This window comes from Novosphingobium sp. UBA1939, from assembly GCF_002336885.1.
Lineage (GTDB): Bacteria > Pseudomonadota > Alphaproteobacteria > Sphingomonadales > Sphingomonadaceae > Novosphingobium.
The window spans coordinates 1-17,147 of record NZ_DDFB01000042.1; the positions used below are offsets into that span (position 1 = coordinate 1).

The following is a 17,147-nucleotide window of genomic DNA, read 5'->3' on the forward strand; positions in this document are numbered from 1 at the left end:
TGGCGCTTGTATTCGTGGATGCGCTTGATGTGGACGTCGAACAGTGCATCGGGATCGAGCCGGACGCCGGTGATCGCCTTGATGTGCGTGGCCAGCGCCACCTTGTTCGACCGTTTCACTTCCGCGATGCGCTCGCCCAGCAGCTTGTCGTCCGCCAGCGCGTTCAGTTCGACCAGCTTTTCCGCGTCATCGAGGAAGCCGTCGCCGATGGCGTCCTTCAGCACGGAGACCAGGCCGGGGTTGCATTGCTGCAGCCAGCGGCGCGGGGTGACGCCGTTGGTCTTGTTGTTGATGCGATCGGGATAGAGCTTATGCAGGTCGGAAAAGACCGTGCTCTTCATCAGTTCGGTGTGCAGCGCGGCCACGCCGTTGACGCTGTGCGCGCCGCTGAAGGCAAGGTTCGCCATGCGCACGCGCCGTTCGCCGCCTTCGTCGATCAGGCTGATCGCCGAAATCGCGCCATCGTCCAGCCCGGCCTTGCGCGCTTCGCGCAGCACGCGCGAATTGATCGCGTAGATGATCTGCATGTGGCGCGGCAGCAACCGTTCGAACAGCGGCAGCGGCCAGGATTCGAGCGCTTCGGGCAGCAGCGTGTGGTTGGTGTAGCCGACCGTACGCTTGGTGACGTCCCACGCCTCGTTGAATTCAAGCCCGTGTTCGTCGAGCAGCAGGCGCATGATTTCCGCGACCGCAACGGCGGGGTGCGTATCGTTGAGCTGGATCGCCGCCTTGTCGGGCAGGGTGCGCACGTCGCCGTTGTATTGCGCGTGGCGGCGCACGATGTCCTGGATCGAGGCGGAGGTGAAGAAGAACTCCTGCCGCAGCCGCAGTTCCTGCCCGGCGGCGGTGGAATCGGCGGGGTACAGCACGCGCACCAGCGCATCGGCGCGGGCTTCTTCCACCAACGCGCCCACGTGGTCGCCGGCGTTGAACCGGTCCAGCCGGATCGGATCGAGCGCGGCGGCGGTCCACAGGCGCAGCGTGTTCACGCGCTTGCCCTTGTACCCCACCACCGGCGTATCGATGGCATAGGCTTCGATCTGTTCGGCCGGCTTCCACACCACGCCTTCGCCATCGTCCACGACCTCGCCGCCGAAGCCGATGCGGTAGGAACTTTCGCGCCGGTCGAATTCCCATGGATTGCCGTGGCTCAGCCAGGTTTCCGGCAGCTCGACCTGCCAGCCATCGTCGATGCGCTGGCGGAACATGCCGTTCTTGTAGCGGATGCCATAGCCGTAGGCCGGGATGTCGAGGCTGGCGAGGCTTTCCATGAAGCACGCGGCCAGGCGGCCAAGCCCGCCGTTGCCCAGCGCCGCGTCCGGCTCCAGATCCTCCAGCGCGGCCAGGTCCAGACCGTGTTCGCGCAGCGCCTTTTCCATGTCGCGCGTCATGCCCATGTTGGACAGCGCGTCACGCAGCAAGCGGCCGATCAGGAATTCGAGGCTGAGATAATAGACCCGCTTGCCGCTTTCGGCATAGGTCTTGCGGGTCGATTCCATCCAGCGGTCGATCACGTGGTCGCGCAGCGTGAGCACGGTGGCGGTGAACCAGTCGTGCGGCTTGGCGGCGCGTTCGTCCTTGCCGACGCGATGGCGCAGCACATCGATGATATGGGCGTCGATCTCGGCAGCCGTGGAAGTGATCTCGAGGCTCATGGAACAAGCTCCACCCTGAAGGCCCGGCCGACCGGCATGACGCAAACGTCCGTCCGACCGGGCATGTTATCCCGGCCTTTCTCTGACACCGGCCCCCCGACCGACTTGCGCCGGAGCACGCCCGTTCCGGATTGCCTCCGGTTTTCGCCGTACCGTCCGGGGTGCTTCCCCCGCAGAAGGCTCTCCCGAATCGATGGGTATGACAGAGGACCACGGTTCGACAAGGCGCGATAATGCTGCGGTGCAAAAAATTGAGCCATTGTGGTGCGTGCAAGACCGGGTCCGGCCGTGGCGCAGCGCTTCGCTTTCATGCCCCCACTCCCGTTCGGGCCGGCGGCGCTGCCGGCGCGGATCTTGTCGTCATGATCCCCCTACGCGGCCGCATGGGCTATGTCTGCCCATGCGGCGCGGGAAATACGTCTGCGCGCGTTCAGCGGATGTCGACGCGCAGCCCCGCCCAGACCGTGCGCGGCGTGCCAAGATCGATCGAACCGGCGGCGTTGCGGGTCACGATCTCGGCATCGGTCAGGTTCTCCCCGCGCAGGATCAGGCTGAACGGCCCCGCCAGTGGCACGCGGACGAAGGCGTCCAGTGTCGTCGCGGCTTTCAGCGTGTCGGTCTGGAGATCGTCCTCGTATTGCGCGCCGACATGGCGCAGCGTCATCGCCAGCGTCCAGCGCGGGGCGGGCTGCCATGAAAGCGTGCCGCTGGCGGCGATCTTCGGCGTCTGCGCGGGGCGCAGCCCATTGAGCGCGAATGCCGCGCCGCTGGCTTCGACCTTGGCGTCGGTGAGTGCCAGCGATCCGTCGAACGCGAACTGCCCCAGCTTGACCGACGTGCCCAGCTCCAGCCCGCGCGCGCGGATGGCATCGACGTTCTGGCGCTGGCGGGTGTTGGTGGCGACCGTTACATTGGCGATGGCGTGCTCCACCCGATCTTGGAAGGCGGTAAACGTGAAGGTCACGGCCGGAATCGGGTTGAAATCGAAGCCGGCCTGATAGCCGACCAGCCGTTCGTTGCGCAGGCCGGGGTTGGCCTGTGTCACGATGGGAAACACGGTGAAGGTGCGATAGAGTTCGTTCAGCGTCGGCTGGCGCAGCCCGGTGTAGGCGGCGGCGCGCAGCGCAAGGCCATGGCCCGCATGGATCACCGCGCCGCCCCGGAAACTGCCGGTCCATCCCGCGCGGTCGGCATACGTCGCAGTGCCGGTGACCACGCCCGCCGCGTTGCTGGTGACGAGATGCCCGTCGGCAATGGTCCAGCGGTCCGCCCGTGCCCCGGCGGTGAGGATCACCGGGCCAAGCGTCCAGTCGTCTTCGGCGAACAGCCCGACATCGCTGTTGCGCCCGCCGGCGCGGCGACGCGCGGTGACCGCGCCCGTCGTCGCGTTATAAGCATCCTCGATCCCTTCGCCCGATGCCACGCGCCAGTCCGTGCCCAGCCGCAGCACGTGCGCGCCGCCCACCGGCGGGCGCAGTTCGGCCTTGCCGCCCCATCCGGTTGTGGGGGTGCGGCGCTGGTCCAGCGTCTTGCGATAGCTGGTGGAGCTGATGGCGATATTGTTGAAATCGCGCGCCTGAACGTAGGTGAGGACATCGAACTGCCAGCGCCCCCGCCCGATCAGGCGCAGGCTGGCGTCCTGCCCGCTCGATCCCGTGTCCGCGCCAGCGAAGCGGAGGGTGCGGTTGTCCTCGAAGGCCAGCAGACGGACTTGAAGCTCGGTATCGGGACCGACCGGCGCGACGCCGCGGATGCCGGCCGACCAGCTTTCATACCGCGCCCGCACGCTGGCGGGCACGCGCTGCGCCACCGGGGTGGTCCAGAAGCCCTGGCCGCGATCCCAGCGACCGCTGACGACGACGAAGCCCTGACCCAGCTTCGGCGCGAAGGTGCCGGATGTTTCCGTCTCGCCCCGATCGTTGGCCAGCGCGCTGGCGCTGACGAGGCCGAGCTGATCGGCATTCGCGCTGCTCAGTTCGATCGTGCCCGCCACCGCGCCCGCACCGAACGCGCCCGCGCCGCCCCCGCGTGTGACGCGCGCCGAGGCCAGCCGCTCGGGCGCGATGGCGCTCAACGGGATATAGCCGAAAAACGGGTCCGCCATCGGTACGCCATCGAGCAGGACGAGCGTGCGGCTGGTGGCGTTGCCGCCCAGCGCGCGCAGCGTGACCCCTTGCGATGACGGGTTGGACGAGCGGCTGTCGGAACGGCGGAACTGCTGGAAGCCCGCCGCCGAGGACAGCGCGTCCTCGATCCGGCCCGATGCCGCGAGCAGCAGCTTTTCGCGGTCGATCTGCTGGACGTCGTAGGCCGCGGTGGCGGGCGCATCGATCAGTCCGCGACCGGTGACGACGATCGCCTGCGCCGGACCTTGCGACGCATCGGCGGGGGCCTCCTGCGCCTGGGCGATGGTTGGCAGGAGTGCGGCAAGCGGCAAGACAAGGGCAGGGCGGGCAAACGGCCGCATGGGCGAACTCAACTCCTCTTGGTTCCGGGAACCCGCGGGACGAAGACCTCCCGGGGCACCGGGAAAGGCGCGTCGGCACGCCTAGCCGAATGCGGGCGTTTCGCCAGCCGGATTCGCGCTGCGGAGGGCATTTTGCGGGCGCCTGCGGCCCGCTCTGGCATGGTGCGGTGCGGAAACTTCCACTCACTAGGGCGAGTCGCGGCGGTTGAGCATTCGGCAAATGACGTATGTTGAATGCTCTATCTCATAATACTCTTTTGCCAGATCGTAACACTGTGCGAGGAAATATGTCCGCTCAAAGGCTAACCCATGTCGAGCCCGATGTCGTTGCTCGGATGGCGTCGGTGATCCACTGCCAGAAGCCCGAAGTGATCCAGGCGAACTTCGGAATCGGCCTGAATACGTGGGTTAAGCTGCGGGAAGGAAAGGCGATTCGCCATTCCGTCGCGATCCGGCTGCTCCAGCGCCTGCAGCGTGATCATCTGATCTGAACCTCCGCGCGATCGGGCATTTTTGTGCCCGGTCCCGATTTCGTACAATCGTCCTGAATCTGTTCGGGAGGGGTTGAGTTCATCGCGTTTGCGATGCACAATCCAAAATGGCGCAACACACAATGCCCGGCGCCTGGGGTCGATAAAGTACAATGTCCGATGCGTTGGGGAGGGGGCCGGCGCATAATGCCGTGTCCCCTGACAGATCAGGAACTGCCATACCGCCGTTCAGGGTGAGGGACCTTTGAACGCGATGCCGCATCGCCTGCCGTCCGGGGCTGACGCTGCTTGGCGTGGCCCGCGGTCACGCGCGGGCGCTTGGCCATTCCTGCAGGGCGGACACTTCCCCGCCCCCCGCGCTGTGGCGCTGGCGGTTTGCGCGCTGGCCGCGGTTGCACTCATCGTCGGGGCCGAGCTTTTCGAGAACGGTTCGACGCTGTTTCACGTCCTCGCGGCGCTGGCCGTGCTGTGCCTTGCCGGCATTGCGGTTCTGGGCTGGCGCAGCGGCAGGGTTTCCGCGCCCGTCAACAGTCCGGTCGACACCGTTCCGGAACTGGTGGACCTGCTGCGCGACAAGGAAGCCGCCGAGGCCGCCAATGCCGCCAAGAGCCGCTATCTGGCCAATGTCAGCCATGAAATTCGCTCTCCACTGAACGCGATCTATGGCTACGCCCAGCTCGTGGAGCATGAAGCGGGGGTCGACCCGCAGGAAGCGGCCCGCGTCATCCGGCGCAGCGCCGAACACCTCACCAATCTTGTCGAGGGGCTGCTGGACATCTCGCTGGTCGAAAACGGCGTGTTGCGGGTGAACAGCGAAGTGGTGCGGCTGCCGGCGCTGATCGACCAGATCGTGTCGATGTTCCGGCCGTCGGCGGCGGTGAAGGGCCTGGCCTTCCGCTGCGAACTGCCCGAACGGCTGCCGGAATTCGTGCGGACCGATCAGAAGCGCCTGCGGCAGGTGCTGATCAACCTGCTGTCGAACGCGATCAAGTTCACCGAGACCGGGACCGTGACCCTGCGCGTGGCCTGGTCCGGGCAGACGGCGGTGTTCGAGGTGATCGACACGGGGCCGGGCATCGCCGAGGCGGACCGCGAGCGCATCTTCACCCGCTACGAGCGCGCTGGCGAGAGCGGCCGGCCGCAGGATGGCGCGGGTTTGGGCCTCGCGATCACCCGCGCGATTCTCCAGATCCTGGGCGGGACGCTGGAACTTGACAGCACCCCGGGGCAGGGATCGTGCTTCCGCGTGCGGCTGATGCTGGGGCATGTGGCCGGCTATCGCGAAACCTCCGCGGCGGCGCGGAGGGTGATCGGCTACGAGGGGCACCGCCGTTCGGTGCTGGTGACCGATGACGACCCGGAACAGCGCGCATTGATGCGCCGGGTTCTCGAAGGCATCGGGTTCGAGGTGACACTGGCCCCCGACGGGGTCACCGCGCTGGCGCTGAGCGATGCGCGCGCGTTCGATCTCGTTCTGCTCGATGTGTCGATGCCCGGCCTGTCCGGCTGGGAAGTGGCGGCGCGTCTGCGGCGCACGCGGGATCACGCGATGGGCGTCATCATGCTCTCGGCCAACGCCCATGAACGCCACGGGCCAGACACCGGCGCGCGCGATCACGACCTGTTTCTGGTGAAGCCGATCGAGTTCGGGGCGCTGGTCGATGCGATCGGCGCGCGCCTGAAGCTGGAGTGGATATACGAGGGGGATGCCCCGGCGGAGGTGGGTGGCTCTCCCGCGCTGCCGCTGTCGGAAGCGGCGCGCGAACATGTTGAAAAGTTGCGCGAACTGCTGCGGATCGGGCATGTAAGGGGCATGGAAGCCGAAATTAGGAAGCTTGAGGCGGCTCAGCCGGACGCGCGCGAACTGGTCGAGGCGCTGTACAACTGTCTGGATCGGTTCGACTTGTCGGGTCTCGCCAAGACCCTTGAGGGCCTCTGACATGGATCAGCGGCCGATTCGTCGTGACACCGTGCTCGTCGTCGATGACGAAGCGGATTCGCTGCGCCTGCTGACCGATACGCTGGAAGCGGGCGGGATTACCGTGCTGGTGGCGACATCGGGCGCCGCGGCGCTGGACCTGCTGGGCCACGTTGTGCCCGATCTGGTGCTGATGGACGCGGTGATGCCCGGCATGGACGGCTTCGAGACCACCGCGCGCATCAAGGCAAACCCCGAAACCGCGCACGTGCCCGTGATCTTCATGACCGGCCTCACCGAGAGTGAACACGTCATCGAAGGGTTCGAGGTGGGCGGCGTGGACTATGTCCGCAAGCCGGTGAACGTGCACGAACTGCTGGCGCGCGTGCGCGTCCACATGGGCCACGCGCGCGCGGTCCAGGCCAGCACGACCGGACTGGATGCCACCGGTCGCCTGATGATGGCCACCGACACGCGTGGCTTCCTGCTGTGGTGTACGCCCATGGCGGAACAGGCGATCAACCGTGTCGAACCCGGCTGGAGCAAGGAGGACGCGCAATTGCCCGTTGCCTTGCGCAGCACGGTGGAGCGGCTGCTGACGCGCAAGGATGCGCGCGGCGCCTCGGTACGCTTGGAGCAGGGTGACAGCGCGCTGGAACTGGTGCTGGTGGCCCAGTACCGCGAAAACGAGGTGCTGATCCGCCTGAACGAACTGAACCCGCAGGTCGATGTGGCCCGTTTGCAGGCGCGGCTGGGGCTGACCGATCGCGAGGCGGAAGTGCTGCTGTGGATCAGCTATGGCAAGTCCAACAACGTGATCAGCGACGTGCTGTCGATCAGCCCGCGCACGGTGCAGAAGCATCTGGAGCGCATCTACGAAAAGCTGGGCGTCGAAACCCGCGCGGCCGCGGCGGCGATCGCGATCAAGAGCATTGGCCAGTAGCCGGAGGCCGGCCCTTGCCCCGGCTCTGAAGACGATTACGTCGCTTGCAGATTTTTACTCTACGAGTTCGTCATTGCGAGCGTAGCGAAGCAACCCGGAGCGGCTTGAGCGTGACTCTGGATTGCTTCGTCGACTGCGTCTCCTCGCAATGACGATGGTGAGTTTGCAAGAAAGCATAAACGCCTTTTTGAAACAGCGCCGGATCGCAAGGGAAAACACGATCGCGATCCGGCCCTGCCTTGCCCGTCGGCCTGTCGGGACCCAGGGTAGTCCGGCGGCAGTCCAGCGGGTGATCCCCGCGTCCGGCAGGCTTGGCGTGGTGGTCGCGCCGGATCATGCGCCGGTCCGCGAGACCTGAAAGCGGCGGTCCGCCCCTGGGGCAGCGGCGCTTTCCACAACACCAATTCCTGCGAACGCTTTTATGCTTTTCAATCGCGCCCGGTCTCGAACCGGCCGCGATGGCAACCCTGTGCGGGATAGAAAACCAAGCTATGCAGCGATGTCCGGATCGACAAGGGGAGCGTGCAAAAATCCGTCATAGCCGGTTTCCGCCAACCTTGCCCGCGCAACGACGCTCGTCCATCAGGGGCGTGGGAGAAGCGCGCTATGATGACCATGCAGGCCCTTGAGGTATCCACGCTGACGCCTGATCTGACCGGCCTTGGCATCGTCGCCAGGCCCGTTCCCGAACCGGGCGACGGGCAGGTGCTGGTCCGGATCGAGGCGGCGGCGCTGGGTTTTCCCGACCTGCTGATGACGCGCGGCGGCTATCAGGCGAAGCCGCCGTTGCCGTTCGTGCCGGGCATGGAGGCGGCGGGGACGGTGGTGGCCGTGGGCTCGGGCGCGGAATGGGAGGAGGGCGCACGGGTCATCGTTGGCGGTTTGACCGGGGGGTGCGCGCAATTCGGCGTCCACGCCACCGATGCGATCGTGCCGATGCCCGATGCGCTGTCGTTCCCCGAAGCGGCCGCGTTGCGGGCGGCTTATCTTACGGCCTGGGTCGCCCTGGTGCGGTGCGGAGCGGCGCAGCCGGGGCAATGGGTGCTGATCCACGGCGCGGCCGGCGGGGTGGGGCTGGCCGCGGTCGATCTGGCGCGCGCGCTAGGGCTGCGGGTGATCGCCGTCGCCTCCAGCGAGGAAAAGCGCCGGCGCATCGCCGACCTCTATGCGCCGGAGCATGTGCTCGCCGGCCCGGTCGGCTTTCGCGAGGCCGTGCTCGACATCACCGGCGGACGCGGCGCCGATCTTGTCTATGATCCGGTCGGGGGCGATGCGTTCGACGAATCGACGCGCTGCATTGCGTTCGGCGGCCGCCTGCTGGTGGTCGGGTTCGCCAGTGGCCGGATTCCGGACATCCGTGCCAACATTCCGCTGATCAAGGGCTTCTCGGTGGTGGGGGTGCGCGCCGGGGAGTTCGGACGCCGCTTTCCCGATCGCGGGCAGGAAAACGTGGCGGCCATCGTCAGGCTGGCCGGAGAAGGACGCATTCGCCCGCATGTTCACGCTGCGCTTGCGCTGTCGCGCTGGCGCGAGGCCTTCGAGGCGATGGAAACCCGCACGGTCATCGGACGCACGGTGCTGTTGCCGCACGCGGATTGATTCCGCGAGGCAGGAATGGGCGCAAAAAAAGGGCCGCTCCGTTGCCGGGCGGCCCTGAATAGTTTGGGAGAGGATGCCTGAAAGGCCCGCCCTATGTGCGTTTCAGACCGTTTCAGCGCAAGTGCGAAAGTTAACGGAACGATTGCGTTTTTTGCACTTAATGGCGCCGAAATGCAGGCATTTCCCGGAATGGCGCGGCGAAAAAAGCGTTAAAACATGGCGTTCATTCGTATGCGCCAATTGCGGCCCGCGCGGTCCGGTGCGGCCGATGCAATTCTGAAACGGAACACTTCGCGGCTTTTCGTGCGGGGTTTCGCACCTGCAGGCACGACATGCGGCGAGGCATTGCCATGCCCCGACTCAATTGCTATGAAATATAACATATTGGGAGAGTCGCTCATGATCTTCGAACGTTTGAACCCCCTGACGGGCGCGGTCGCCTCCACTGCGGAAGCCATGAAAGCGGGCGATATTCCCGCCATAGCGGCGAAGGCCGGCGCGGCTTACCCGGCATGGGCGGCGATGGGGCCGAATGCCCGGCGCGCGGTGCTGATGAAAGCCGCCGCCGCGCTCGAGGCGCGTAAGGATGCGTTCGTCGAGGCGATGATGGGCGAGATCGGCGCCACCGCCGGCTGGGCGATGTTCAACCTTGGTCTTGCCGCCAGCATGGTGCGCGAGGCGGCGGCGCTGACCACGCAGATCGCCGGCGAGGTGATTCCGTCGGACAAGCCCGGCTGCCTGTCGATGGCGCTGCGCGAGCCGGTGGGCGTGATCCTGGGCATCGCGCCGTGGAATGCGCCGATCATCCTGGGCGTGCGCGCCATCGCCGTGCCGCTCGCCTGCGGCAACGCCGTGATCCTGAAGGCCAGCGAGACCTGCCCGCGCACGCACGCGCTGATTATCGAGGCTTTTGCCGAGGCTGGCTTCCCCGATGGCGTGGTCAACGTGGTGACCAACACGCCGGCGGATGCGGCCGAGGTGGTGGGCGCGCTGATCGATGCGCCGGAAGTGAAGCGCATCAACTTCACCGGTTCCACCGCGGTCGGCAAGATCATCGCCAAGCGCGCGGCCGAACATCTCAAGCCCTGCCTGCTCGAACTGGGCGGCAAGGCTCCCCTGCTGGTGCTGGAAGACGCCGATCTGGACGAGGCGGTGAAGGCGGCCGCGTTCGGCGCGTTCATGAACCAGGGCCAGATCTGCATGTCGACGGAGCGGATCATCGTGGTCGATGCCGTGGCGGACGAATTCGCGCGCCGCTTCCGCGACAAGGTCGCCGCCATGCCGGTGGGCGATCCGCGCCAGGGCACCACGCCGCTGGGCGCGGTGGTCGATGCCAAGACCGTTGCGCATTGCCGCGCGCTGATCGAGGACGCGCTGGCCCAGGGCGCCGAACTGCTCGTGGGCGGGGAAACCGAACAGGGCGTGCTGATGCCGGCGCATGTGGTCGACGGCGTGACGCAAGGCATGAAGCTGTTCCGCGATGAAAGCTTCGGGCCGGTGGTTGGCGTCATCCACGCGCGCGATACCGAACATGCGATCGAACTGGCCAACGACAGCGAATATGGCCTGTCCGCCGCCGTCTTCACCAGGGACATCGCCAAGGGCCTGTCCGTCGCCCGCCGCATCCATTCGGGCATCTGCCACGTCAATGGCCCGACGGTCCACGACGAGGCGCAGATGCCCTTCGGCGGCGTCGGCGCATCGGGCTACGGCCGTTTCGGCGGCAAGGCCGGCATCGACAGCTTCACGGAGCTGCGCTGGATCACGGTCGAGACCCAGCCGGGGCACTTCCCGATCTGATTTCCCGAACATTCTTCCGAACATTCCCATCGAAAGGACAAGAACATGGCTGACCAGCCCGCCGTCGAGCGCGCCGAAGAAGATACCGTTGCCTTCACCGTCGAGAACGGCATCGCCTGGGTGAAGTTCAACCGCCCGGAAAAGCGCAATTGCATGAGCCCCAAGCTGAATCGCCAGATGGGCCGCGTGATCGCCGATCTGGAATTCCGCGATGACGTGAAGGTGCTGGTGCTGACCGGCGAGGGCGATGCCTGGTCCGCGGGCATGGACCTCAAGGAATACTTCCGCGAGACCGAGGCGCAGGGGCTGGGAGCGATCCGCAAGTCGCAGCGCGAAGCCTATTCGTGGTGGGAACGCCTGCGCTGGTACGAAAAGCCGACGATCGCGATGATCAACGGCTGGTGCTTCGGCGGCGGCTATGGCCCGCTGTTCGCCTGCGACATCGCGATCGCCGCGGAAGACGCGCAGTTCGGCCTTTCGGAAATCAACTGGGGCATCCTGCCGGGCGGCGGCGCGTCGAAGGTCGCAGCCGATCTCATGCCGCTGCGCAAGGCGATGTACCATGCGATGATGGGCGAGAACCTGACCGGCAAGCAGGCCGCGGAACAGGGCCTGGTGACCGAGGCGGTGCCCGCCGATCAGCTCAAGGCGCGCGTGCTCGAAGTGGCCGAAGCGCTGTGCAAGAAGGACGGCCATGCCCTGCGCGCCACCAAGTGGGCGGTGCGCCGCATGACCGAGATGACCTACGACAACGCGCAGGATTACCTGATCCGCGCGCAGGAAGCGCTGCACAACTTCGGCGGCGTGGAAGCGCGCAAGGAAGCGACCCGTCAGTTCCTGGACGAAAAGAGCTTCAAGCCCGGCCTCGGCACGTTCGACGCGAGCAAGGTCAAGCGCTGATCCGCTTTCCCGCGGAAGCGATGGACGCCCCGGCCGTTTGCGCGGCCGGGGCGTCCTGCGTTTTGGGCGCAAGAAAAATTGTTGCTTCCGCAACCGGTTGAAGCCAGCGTGCGCGCCCGAAGGAGTCGCTTGTTCATGTCCATCATCCGTACCGCTCTCGTTTCCGCGTCCGCCGTGATGGCGCTGTCCGCGGCTTCGGTTTCCACCTCTGCCAAGGAGGCGACGCATCCGCAGGCCGAAGCGCAGGCGCTTGACCTGTCAATGAAGTCCATCGCGATCCGTTCGGTGCGCGGCGAGGGCAACAAGACCATAGAGGTTGCACGGCTTTACAAGGACACGCTGGTCAAGGCGGGCTGGGCGGACGGCGATATCGAGATCACGCCGGTCGACGACACCGCCTACCTGATCGCCACCTGGAAGGGCAGTGATCCCGCGCTCAAGCCGCTGGTCATTTCCGGGCACATGGACGTGGTCGAGGCCAAGCGCGCCGACTGGGTGCGCGATCCGTTCGGGCCGGTGGTGGAAGACGGCATCCTTTATGGCCGCGGCGCCAGCGACATGAAGTTCAGCGGCGCGCTGGCGCTGGCATCGCTGATCGAACTGCGGCGCGAAGGCTACAAGCCCAGGCGCACGATCATCATCGAATTCTCGGGCGACGAGGAAACGACGATGAAGACCAGCGGCATCATCGCCGAACGCCTCAAGGACGCCGAACTGGTGCTCAACATCGACGGCGGGGGCGGTCTGCTGGACGAAGCGACCGGCAAGCCGTTGCTGTGGACCTGGGACGGCGCCGAAAAGACTTACGGCGATTTCAAGCTGGAAGTGACCAACCCCGGCGGGCACAGTTCCGCGCCGCGAGCCGAAAACGCGATCGTCCAGCTGGCGACCGCGCTGGAACGGATCGGCGCCTACCATTTCACGCCGGAACTCAACCCGCTGACCAAGGCCTTCTTCGAAAGCTCGGCGAAGTTCGATAGCGATCCGAAGATCGCCGCCGCGAAGCGCGCCTTCGCCGCCAACCCCAGGGACGAAGCCGCCATCGCCACGCTGCGCGCCAACCCGGCGACCGTGGGCATGATCGGCACGACCTGCGTGCCCACGATGGTCAACGGCGGTCACGCGCTGAACGCCCTGCCGCAACGCGCCACCGCCAATATCAACTGCCGCATCTTCCCCGGACATCCGCTGCCCGAGATCATGGCGGAACTGGAGAAGGTCGCCGCTTCGCCCGCCGTCAAGTTTTCCGACGTGACCGAGGGATCGGTGGCCACCCCGGCATCGCCGATGCGGCCCGATTTCACCGCGGCGGTGGAGAAGGCGATGGCGAAGGTCTATCCGGGCGTGGCGGTATTCCCCTCGCAATCGTCGGGCGCATCGGATTCGATGTGGTTCCGCCATGTCGGCGTGCCCAGCTATGGTGCCAGCCCGGTGTTCGGGAAGGTGTCGGAGGAGTTTTCGCACGGGCTCAACGAGCGCATCCGGCTCAGCAATATCCGCCCCGGCGTGACGTATTACCTGAGCGTGCTGACCGACCTGAGCAAGTAGGCTCTCGCGTCCGGCATCAGGCTGGCTGGGGCGGCACGATCGTATCGAGGAAGCGGCGGGCGATCCCGCTCGCTTCCTCCACCGCAAAGCAGCCGGGCGACAGGCACAGTTCGAGCCACAGGCCGTCGACCAGCGCCGTGACCGCGATGGCGGCGCGGCGCAGTTCGCTGGCGGGGACGCCGCAGCCGGCCAGCAGGCCTTCCAGCCGTTCGCGGAAACCGGCGTACTGTTCGTCGTGCTGGCGGGCGATGTCGGGCCGTGCGGTGACGAGGCCCCAGAACGCGACCCAGGTCGCCAGCAATTGCCGGTCGGCGATGCTCGGCGCGAAGCTGGCGGTGACGAACGCGTCGAGCCGGTCGCGCGCATCCGGTCCGGCCTCGCCCACCGCAGCGTCGAGCGCGCCGGTCACCATGCCGTCGACATGGGCGTAAGTCGCCGCGACCAGCGCATCCACACCATCGAAGTAATGGTTGACGAGGCCCGGCGAAACGCCCGCCTCCTGCGCGATCGCGCGCACGCTGGCGCCGGCGGTGCCGACGCGGCCCAGCACGCGCGCGCAGGCTTCGATAAGGCTTTGCCGCCGGGCGTCGGGTTCGGCGCGTTTGAAGGCCGGCTCTTTCATCTTGCGCATTCTACCTTTTGTTGTACGTTCGTTCAACAAGCTGTCGGCGGGACGGATTCGGTGGCGGATTCGGAACACCGGCGTCTGCGATGTCGTGGGAAACGCGGAGATTGAACCATGGGTGACCTGTCGTCTGCCTTCGAAAGCATTTCGTCCGCGGATGTCGATCCCGACGCCGATTGGAGCCTGCCGGGCTGGCTCTACACCGATCCCGAATATTTCGCGCTGGAAATGGACAAGGTGCTCCGCCCGTCCTGGCAGATCGTGTGCCATGAAAGCGATATTGCGCTCCCCGGCGAATACCGCACGCTGGAATACCTTGGCGAAAGCGTGGTGGCCGTGCGCGGGGACGATGGGCAGATCCGCGCCTTCACCAACGTCTGCCGCCACCGCGCGATGCGGCTGGTCGAAGGCCATGCCGGGTGCGTGAAGAAGTTCGTCTGCCCCTATCACGCCTGGGTTTTCGAAACCGACGGGCGCCTTTCGGGCGTGCCGATGAAATCGGACTATCCGGCGCTGAAGCTGGAAGAGAACGGCCTTGCCCCGGTTTCGGTGGAGGTATGGCGCGGCTTCGTGTTCGTGCGGCTGGAGGACCGGGGCTTCCCGTCCGTCGCGGAAATGATGGCGCCGTTCGAGGAAGAGGTTGCACCCTATCGTTTCGAGGAGATGCGGCGCATTTCCGACGTGCGCCTGCGCGAACGCGCGGTGAACTGGAAGAACGTGGGCGACAACTATTCCGACAACCTGCACATCCCGGTGGCGCACGACGGGCTGACGCGAATCTTCGGCCGCTCCTACGAGATTTCCGACCACGGCTGGGCAGATCGCATGAAGGGCGATCTGGTGGAGAAGCCGTCCGCCAACTTCTGGGAGCGGTTCTACCAGACGCACCTGCCCGACGTGCCGCATCTGCCGCCCGAAAGCCGGCAGCGCTGGCTCTACTACAAGCTCTGGCCGAACATCGCGTTCGATATCTATGCCGATCAGATCGATTTCATGCAGTGGATCCCGGTATCGCCGACCGCGACCGTCCTGCGCGAAATGGCATTCGCCCTGCCCGACGACCGGCGCGAGATGAAGCTGGTGCGCTATGCCAACTGGCGCGTGAACCGCGTGGTCAACCAGGAGGATACCTGGCTGATCGAGCGCATCCAGAAGGGCATGGCTTCGAAGACCTATGGCGCCGGTCCGATCGGCGCGAGCGAGGTCTGCCTGCGCAGCTTCGCGCGCAAGATCCGCGCGATCGTGCCCGAAGCGCGCCTGCACAAGGCACCGCCGGCGGGGTGGAGCCGGAAGTAAGCAAGGCCCACCCCCGGCCCCTCCCGCACGCGGGAGGGGCGAAAGAAGGGCAACAAGGTTCCCCTCCCGCTTGCGGGAGGGGTAGGGTGGGCCAACCATCACACGATTGGGGAGCAGCACATGACCAACCGCTACGACGCGATCATCATCGGCGGCGGCCACAACGGCCTCGTCTGCGCTTTCTATCTCGCCAAGGCCGGCATGAAAGTGCGCGTACTGGAACGGCGGCACGTGGTGGGCGGCGCGGCGGTGACCGAGGAATTCCATCCCGGCTTCCGCAATTCCACCGCAAGCTACACGGTCAGCCTGTTGCGCCCCAAGGTGATCGCCGACATGAAGCTGCACGATCGCGGCTTCCGCATCATCGAGCGGACGATCAGCAACTTCTTTCCCTTCCCCGATACCTACCTCAAGCTGGGCGGCGCGCCGGGGCGGACGGAGGCGGAGTTCGCCCGCTTCTCGCAGAAGGATGCCGAGGCCTATCCGAAGTACGACGCCGCGCTGGAAAAGGTGGCCCAGGTGCTGCGCGACATCGCGCTGCAATCGCCGCCCAATGTCGGCGGTGGCGTGCGCGCGCTGCTGGCGGCGGCGCAACAGGGCTGGCCGCTGGCGAAGATGGACATCGCCACGCAGCGCGATCTGCTGGACATCTTCGTCAAGTCCGCGCGCGAGTTCCTCGATGGCTGGTACGAGGACGATCACGTCAAGTCCGCCTTCGCGTTCGATGCGGTGGTCGGGAACTACGCGGGCGTTTCGACGCCCGGTTCGGCCTATGTGCTGCTTCACCATGTGTTCGGCGAGGTGAACGGCAAGTTCGGCGCCTGGGGCCATTCGGTCGGCGGCATGGGATCGATCACGCAGGCGATGGCGCGGGCCTGCGAGGACGCCGGCGTCGAGATCAGCCTGGAAAGTCCGGTCGCGAAAGTGCTGGTCAACAATGGCAAGGCCGCCGGGGTCAAGCTGGAGGGCGGCGAGGAACTTTACGCTCCCATCGTCGCGGCCAATGTCGGCCCGGCGCTGCTGTACCGCCAGATGGTCGATGGTTCGGATCTCGACGAGGACTTCCGGCGCCGCATCGCCAACTTCAAGACCGGTTCGGGTACGTTCCGCATGAACGTCGCGCTGTCCGAACTGCCGGACTTCACCGTGCTGCCGGGCAAGGAGCGGGCCGAACACCACACCGCCGGGATCATCATCGCGCCGGGCATGGACTATATGGACGCCGCGTTCGACGATGCGAAGAAGTTCGGATGGTCGAAGAAGCCGATTGTCGAGATCAAGCTGCCGTCGACCGTCGATGACAGCCTGGCTCCCAAGGGCGCGCATGTCGCCAGCCTGTTCTGCCAGCAGTTCGCGCCGGAACTGCCCGATGGGCAATCATGGGACGACGTGCGCGAACAGGTGGCCGATCACATCATCGATACCGTCACCGACCATGCCCCGAATTTCAAGGCGGCGGTGATCGCGCGGCAGATCCATTCGCCGCTCGATCTGGAACGCAAGTTCGGGCTGATCGGCGGCGACATCTTCCACGGCCACATGAGCCTCGATCAATTGTGGGCGGCGCGCCCCGTGCTGGGGCATGGCGATTACCGTTCGCCGATCAAGGGGCTCTACATGTGCGGATCGGGCACGCACCCCGGCGGCGGCGTGACCGGCGCCCCCGGCCACAACGCCGCGCACGCGATCATCCGCGACCGTTCGGTGCTGTGGAAGATGCTCCACCGCGGCTGACGGCGCAAGGAAGCGGAGCTACAGGACCTCGACCAGTACTTCCATTGCGATCTGCAGGATGAAGGGCAGGAACGCGACGAGTATTTCCCACAGGATCCAGAGCAGAGTCAGCGAAAGCGACGCTGCAATGATCCAGTGTTCCTTGCAGTAATACAGGTAGCGCAACCAGAG

At 66.1% G+C, this 17,147-nt stretch carries 13 protein-coding genes; 8 read left to right on the top strand and 5 right to left on the bottom strand.

Annotated features, from left to right (window positions below):
* The 3 genes from glgP to B3547_RS06605 all read right to left on the bottom strand — a co-directional run.
* On the bottom strand, positions 1–1,655 hold a 1,655-nt coding region (gene glgP, locus B3547_RS06595; protein WP_292961390.1), incomplete at its 3' end, for a glycogen/starch/alpha-glucan family phosphorylase.
* Between the two features lie 430 nt (positions 1,656–2,085).
* The gene (locus tag B3547_RS06600; protein ID WP_292961392.1) at positions 2,086–4,122 is read right to left on the bottom strand and encodes a TonB-dependent receptor plug domain-containing protein; all 2,037 of its coding nucleotides are present in this window, start codon (positions 4,120–4,122) and stop codon (positions 2,086–2,088) included.
* A gap of 302 nt (positions 4,123–4,424) precedes the next feature.
* Positions 4,425–4,604 (bottom strand): hypothetical protein, encoded by a 180-nt coding sequence (locus tag B3547_RS06605; RefSeq protein WP_194918562.1) that lies wholly within the window; start codon positions 4,602–4,604, stop codon positions 4,425–4,427.
* Between the two features lie 370 nt (positions 4,605–4,974).
* On the opposite strand from B3547_RS06605, the gene B3547_RS06610 reads away from it, so the two are divergent.
* The 6 genes from B3547_RS06610 to B3547_RS06635 all read left to right on the top strand — a co-directional run bounded on the left by B3547_RS06610 (position 4,975) and on the right by B3547_RS06635 (position 13,321).
* Positions 4,975–6,552 carry an ATP-binding protein gene (locus B3547_RS06610; protein WP_292961395.1) on the top strand — a complete coding sequence of 526 codons (1,578 nt, stop codon included), beginning with the start codon at positions 4,975–4,977 and terminating at the stop codon, positions 6,550–6,552.
* A gap of 1 nt (position 6,553) precedes the next feature.
* On the top strand, positions 6,554–7,474 hold the full coding sequence (locus B3547_RS06615; RefSeq protein WP_125953965.1) for a response regulator: 921 nt from the start codon (positions 6,554–6,556) through the stop codon (positions 7,472–7,474).
* A 615-nt stretch (positions 7,475–8,089) separates the two neighbouring features.
* Positions 8,090–9,073, top strand: a complete 984-nt coding sequence (locus tag B3547_RS06620) for an NADPH:quinone oxidoreductase family protein (protein ID WP_292961435.1) — start codon at positions 8,090–8,092, stop codon at positions 9,071–9,073.
* Positions 9,074–9,472: 399 nt separating this feature from the next.
* The gene (locus B3547_RS06625) at positions 9,473–10,873 is read left to right on the top strand and encodes an aldehyde dehydrogenase (RefSeq protein WP_292961400.1); all 1,401 of its coding nucleotides are present in this window, start codon (positions 9,473–9,475) and stop codon (positions 10,871–10,873) included.
* Positions 10,874–10,918: 45 nt separating this feature from the next.
* A complete protein-coding gene (locus B3547_RS06630; RefSeq protein ID WP_124809336.1) occupies positions 10,919–11,773 on the top strand; it encodes a p-hydroxycinnamoyl CoA hydratase/lyase in 855 nt (284 codons plus the stop codon).
* Between the two features lie 135 nt (positions 11,774–11,908).
* Complete coding sequence (locus tag B3547_RS06635; RefSeq protein WP_292961403.1) at positions 11,909–13,321, top strand: M20/M25/M40 family metallo-hydrolase; 1,413 nt, start codon at positions 11,909–11,911, stop codon at positions 13,319–13,321.
* A 16-nt stretch (positions 13,322–13,337) separates the two neighbouring features.
* Here the strand turns inward: B3547_RS06635 and B3547_RS06640 are convergent, their stop codons facing one another.
* Positions 13,338–13,952 carry a TetR family transcriptional regulator C-terminal domain-containing protein gene (locus tag B3547_RS06640; RefSeq protein WP_292961405.1) on the bottom strand — a complete coding sequence of 205 codons (615 nt, stop codon included), beginning with the start codon at positions 13,950–13,952 and terminating at the stop codon, positions 13,338–13,340.
* 108 nt (positions 13,953–14,060) lie between these two features.
* Between B3547_RS06640 and B3547_RS06645 the strand changes: the two genes are divergently transcribed.
* Together B3547_RS06645 and B3547_RS06650 are read left to right on the top strand one after the other, a co-directional pair.
* Positions 14,061–15,242, top strand: coding sequence for an aromatic ring-hydroxylating oxygenase subunit alpha (locus B3547_RS06645; protein ID WP_292961407.1), 1,182 nt, complete (start codon positions 14,061–14,063; stop codon positions 15,240–15,242).
* A 120-nt stretch (positions 15,243–15,362) separates the two neighbouring features.
* Positions 15,363–16,976, top strand: coding sequence for a phytoene desaturase family protein (locus B3547_RS06650; RefSeq protein WP_292961409.1), 1,614 nt, complete (start codon positions 15,363–15,365; stop codon positions 16,974–16,976).
* 18 nt (positions 16,977–16,994) lie between these two features.
* On the opposite strand, the gene B3547_RS06655 is transcribed toward B3547_RS06650, so the two are convergent.
* Positions 16,995–17,141: a hypothetical protein gene (locus tag B3547_RS06655; RefSeq protein WP_292961411.1), complete on the bottom strand. Its 147-nt coding sequence runs from the start codon at positions 17,139–17,141 to the stop codon at positions 16,995–16,997.
* Positions 17,142–17,147 lie beyond the last annotated feature (6 nt).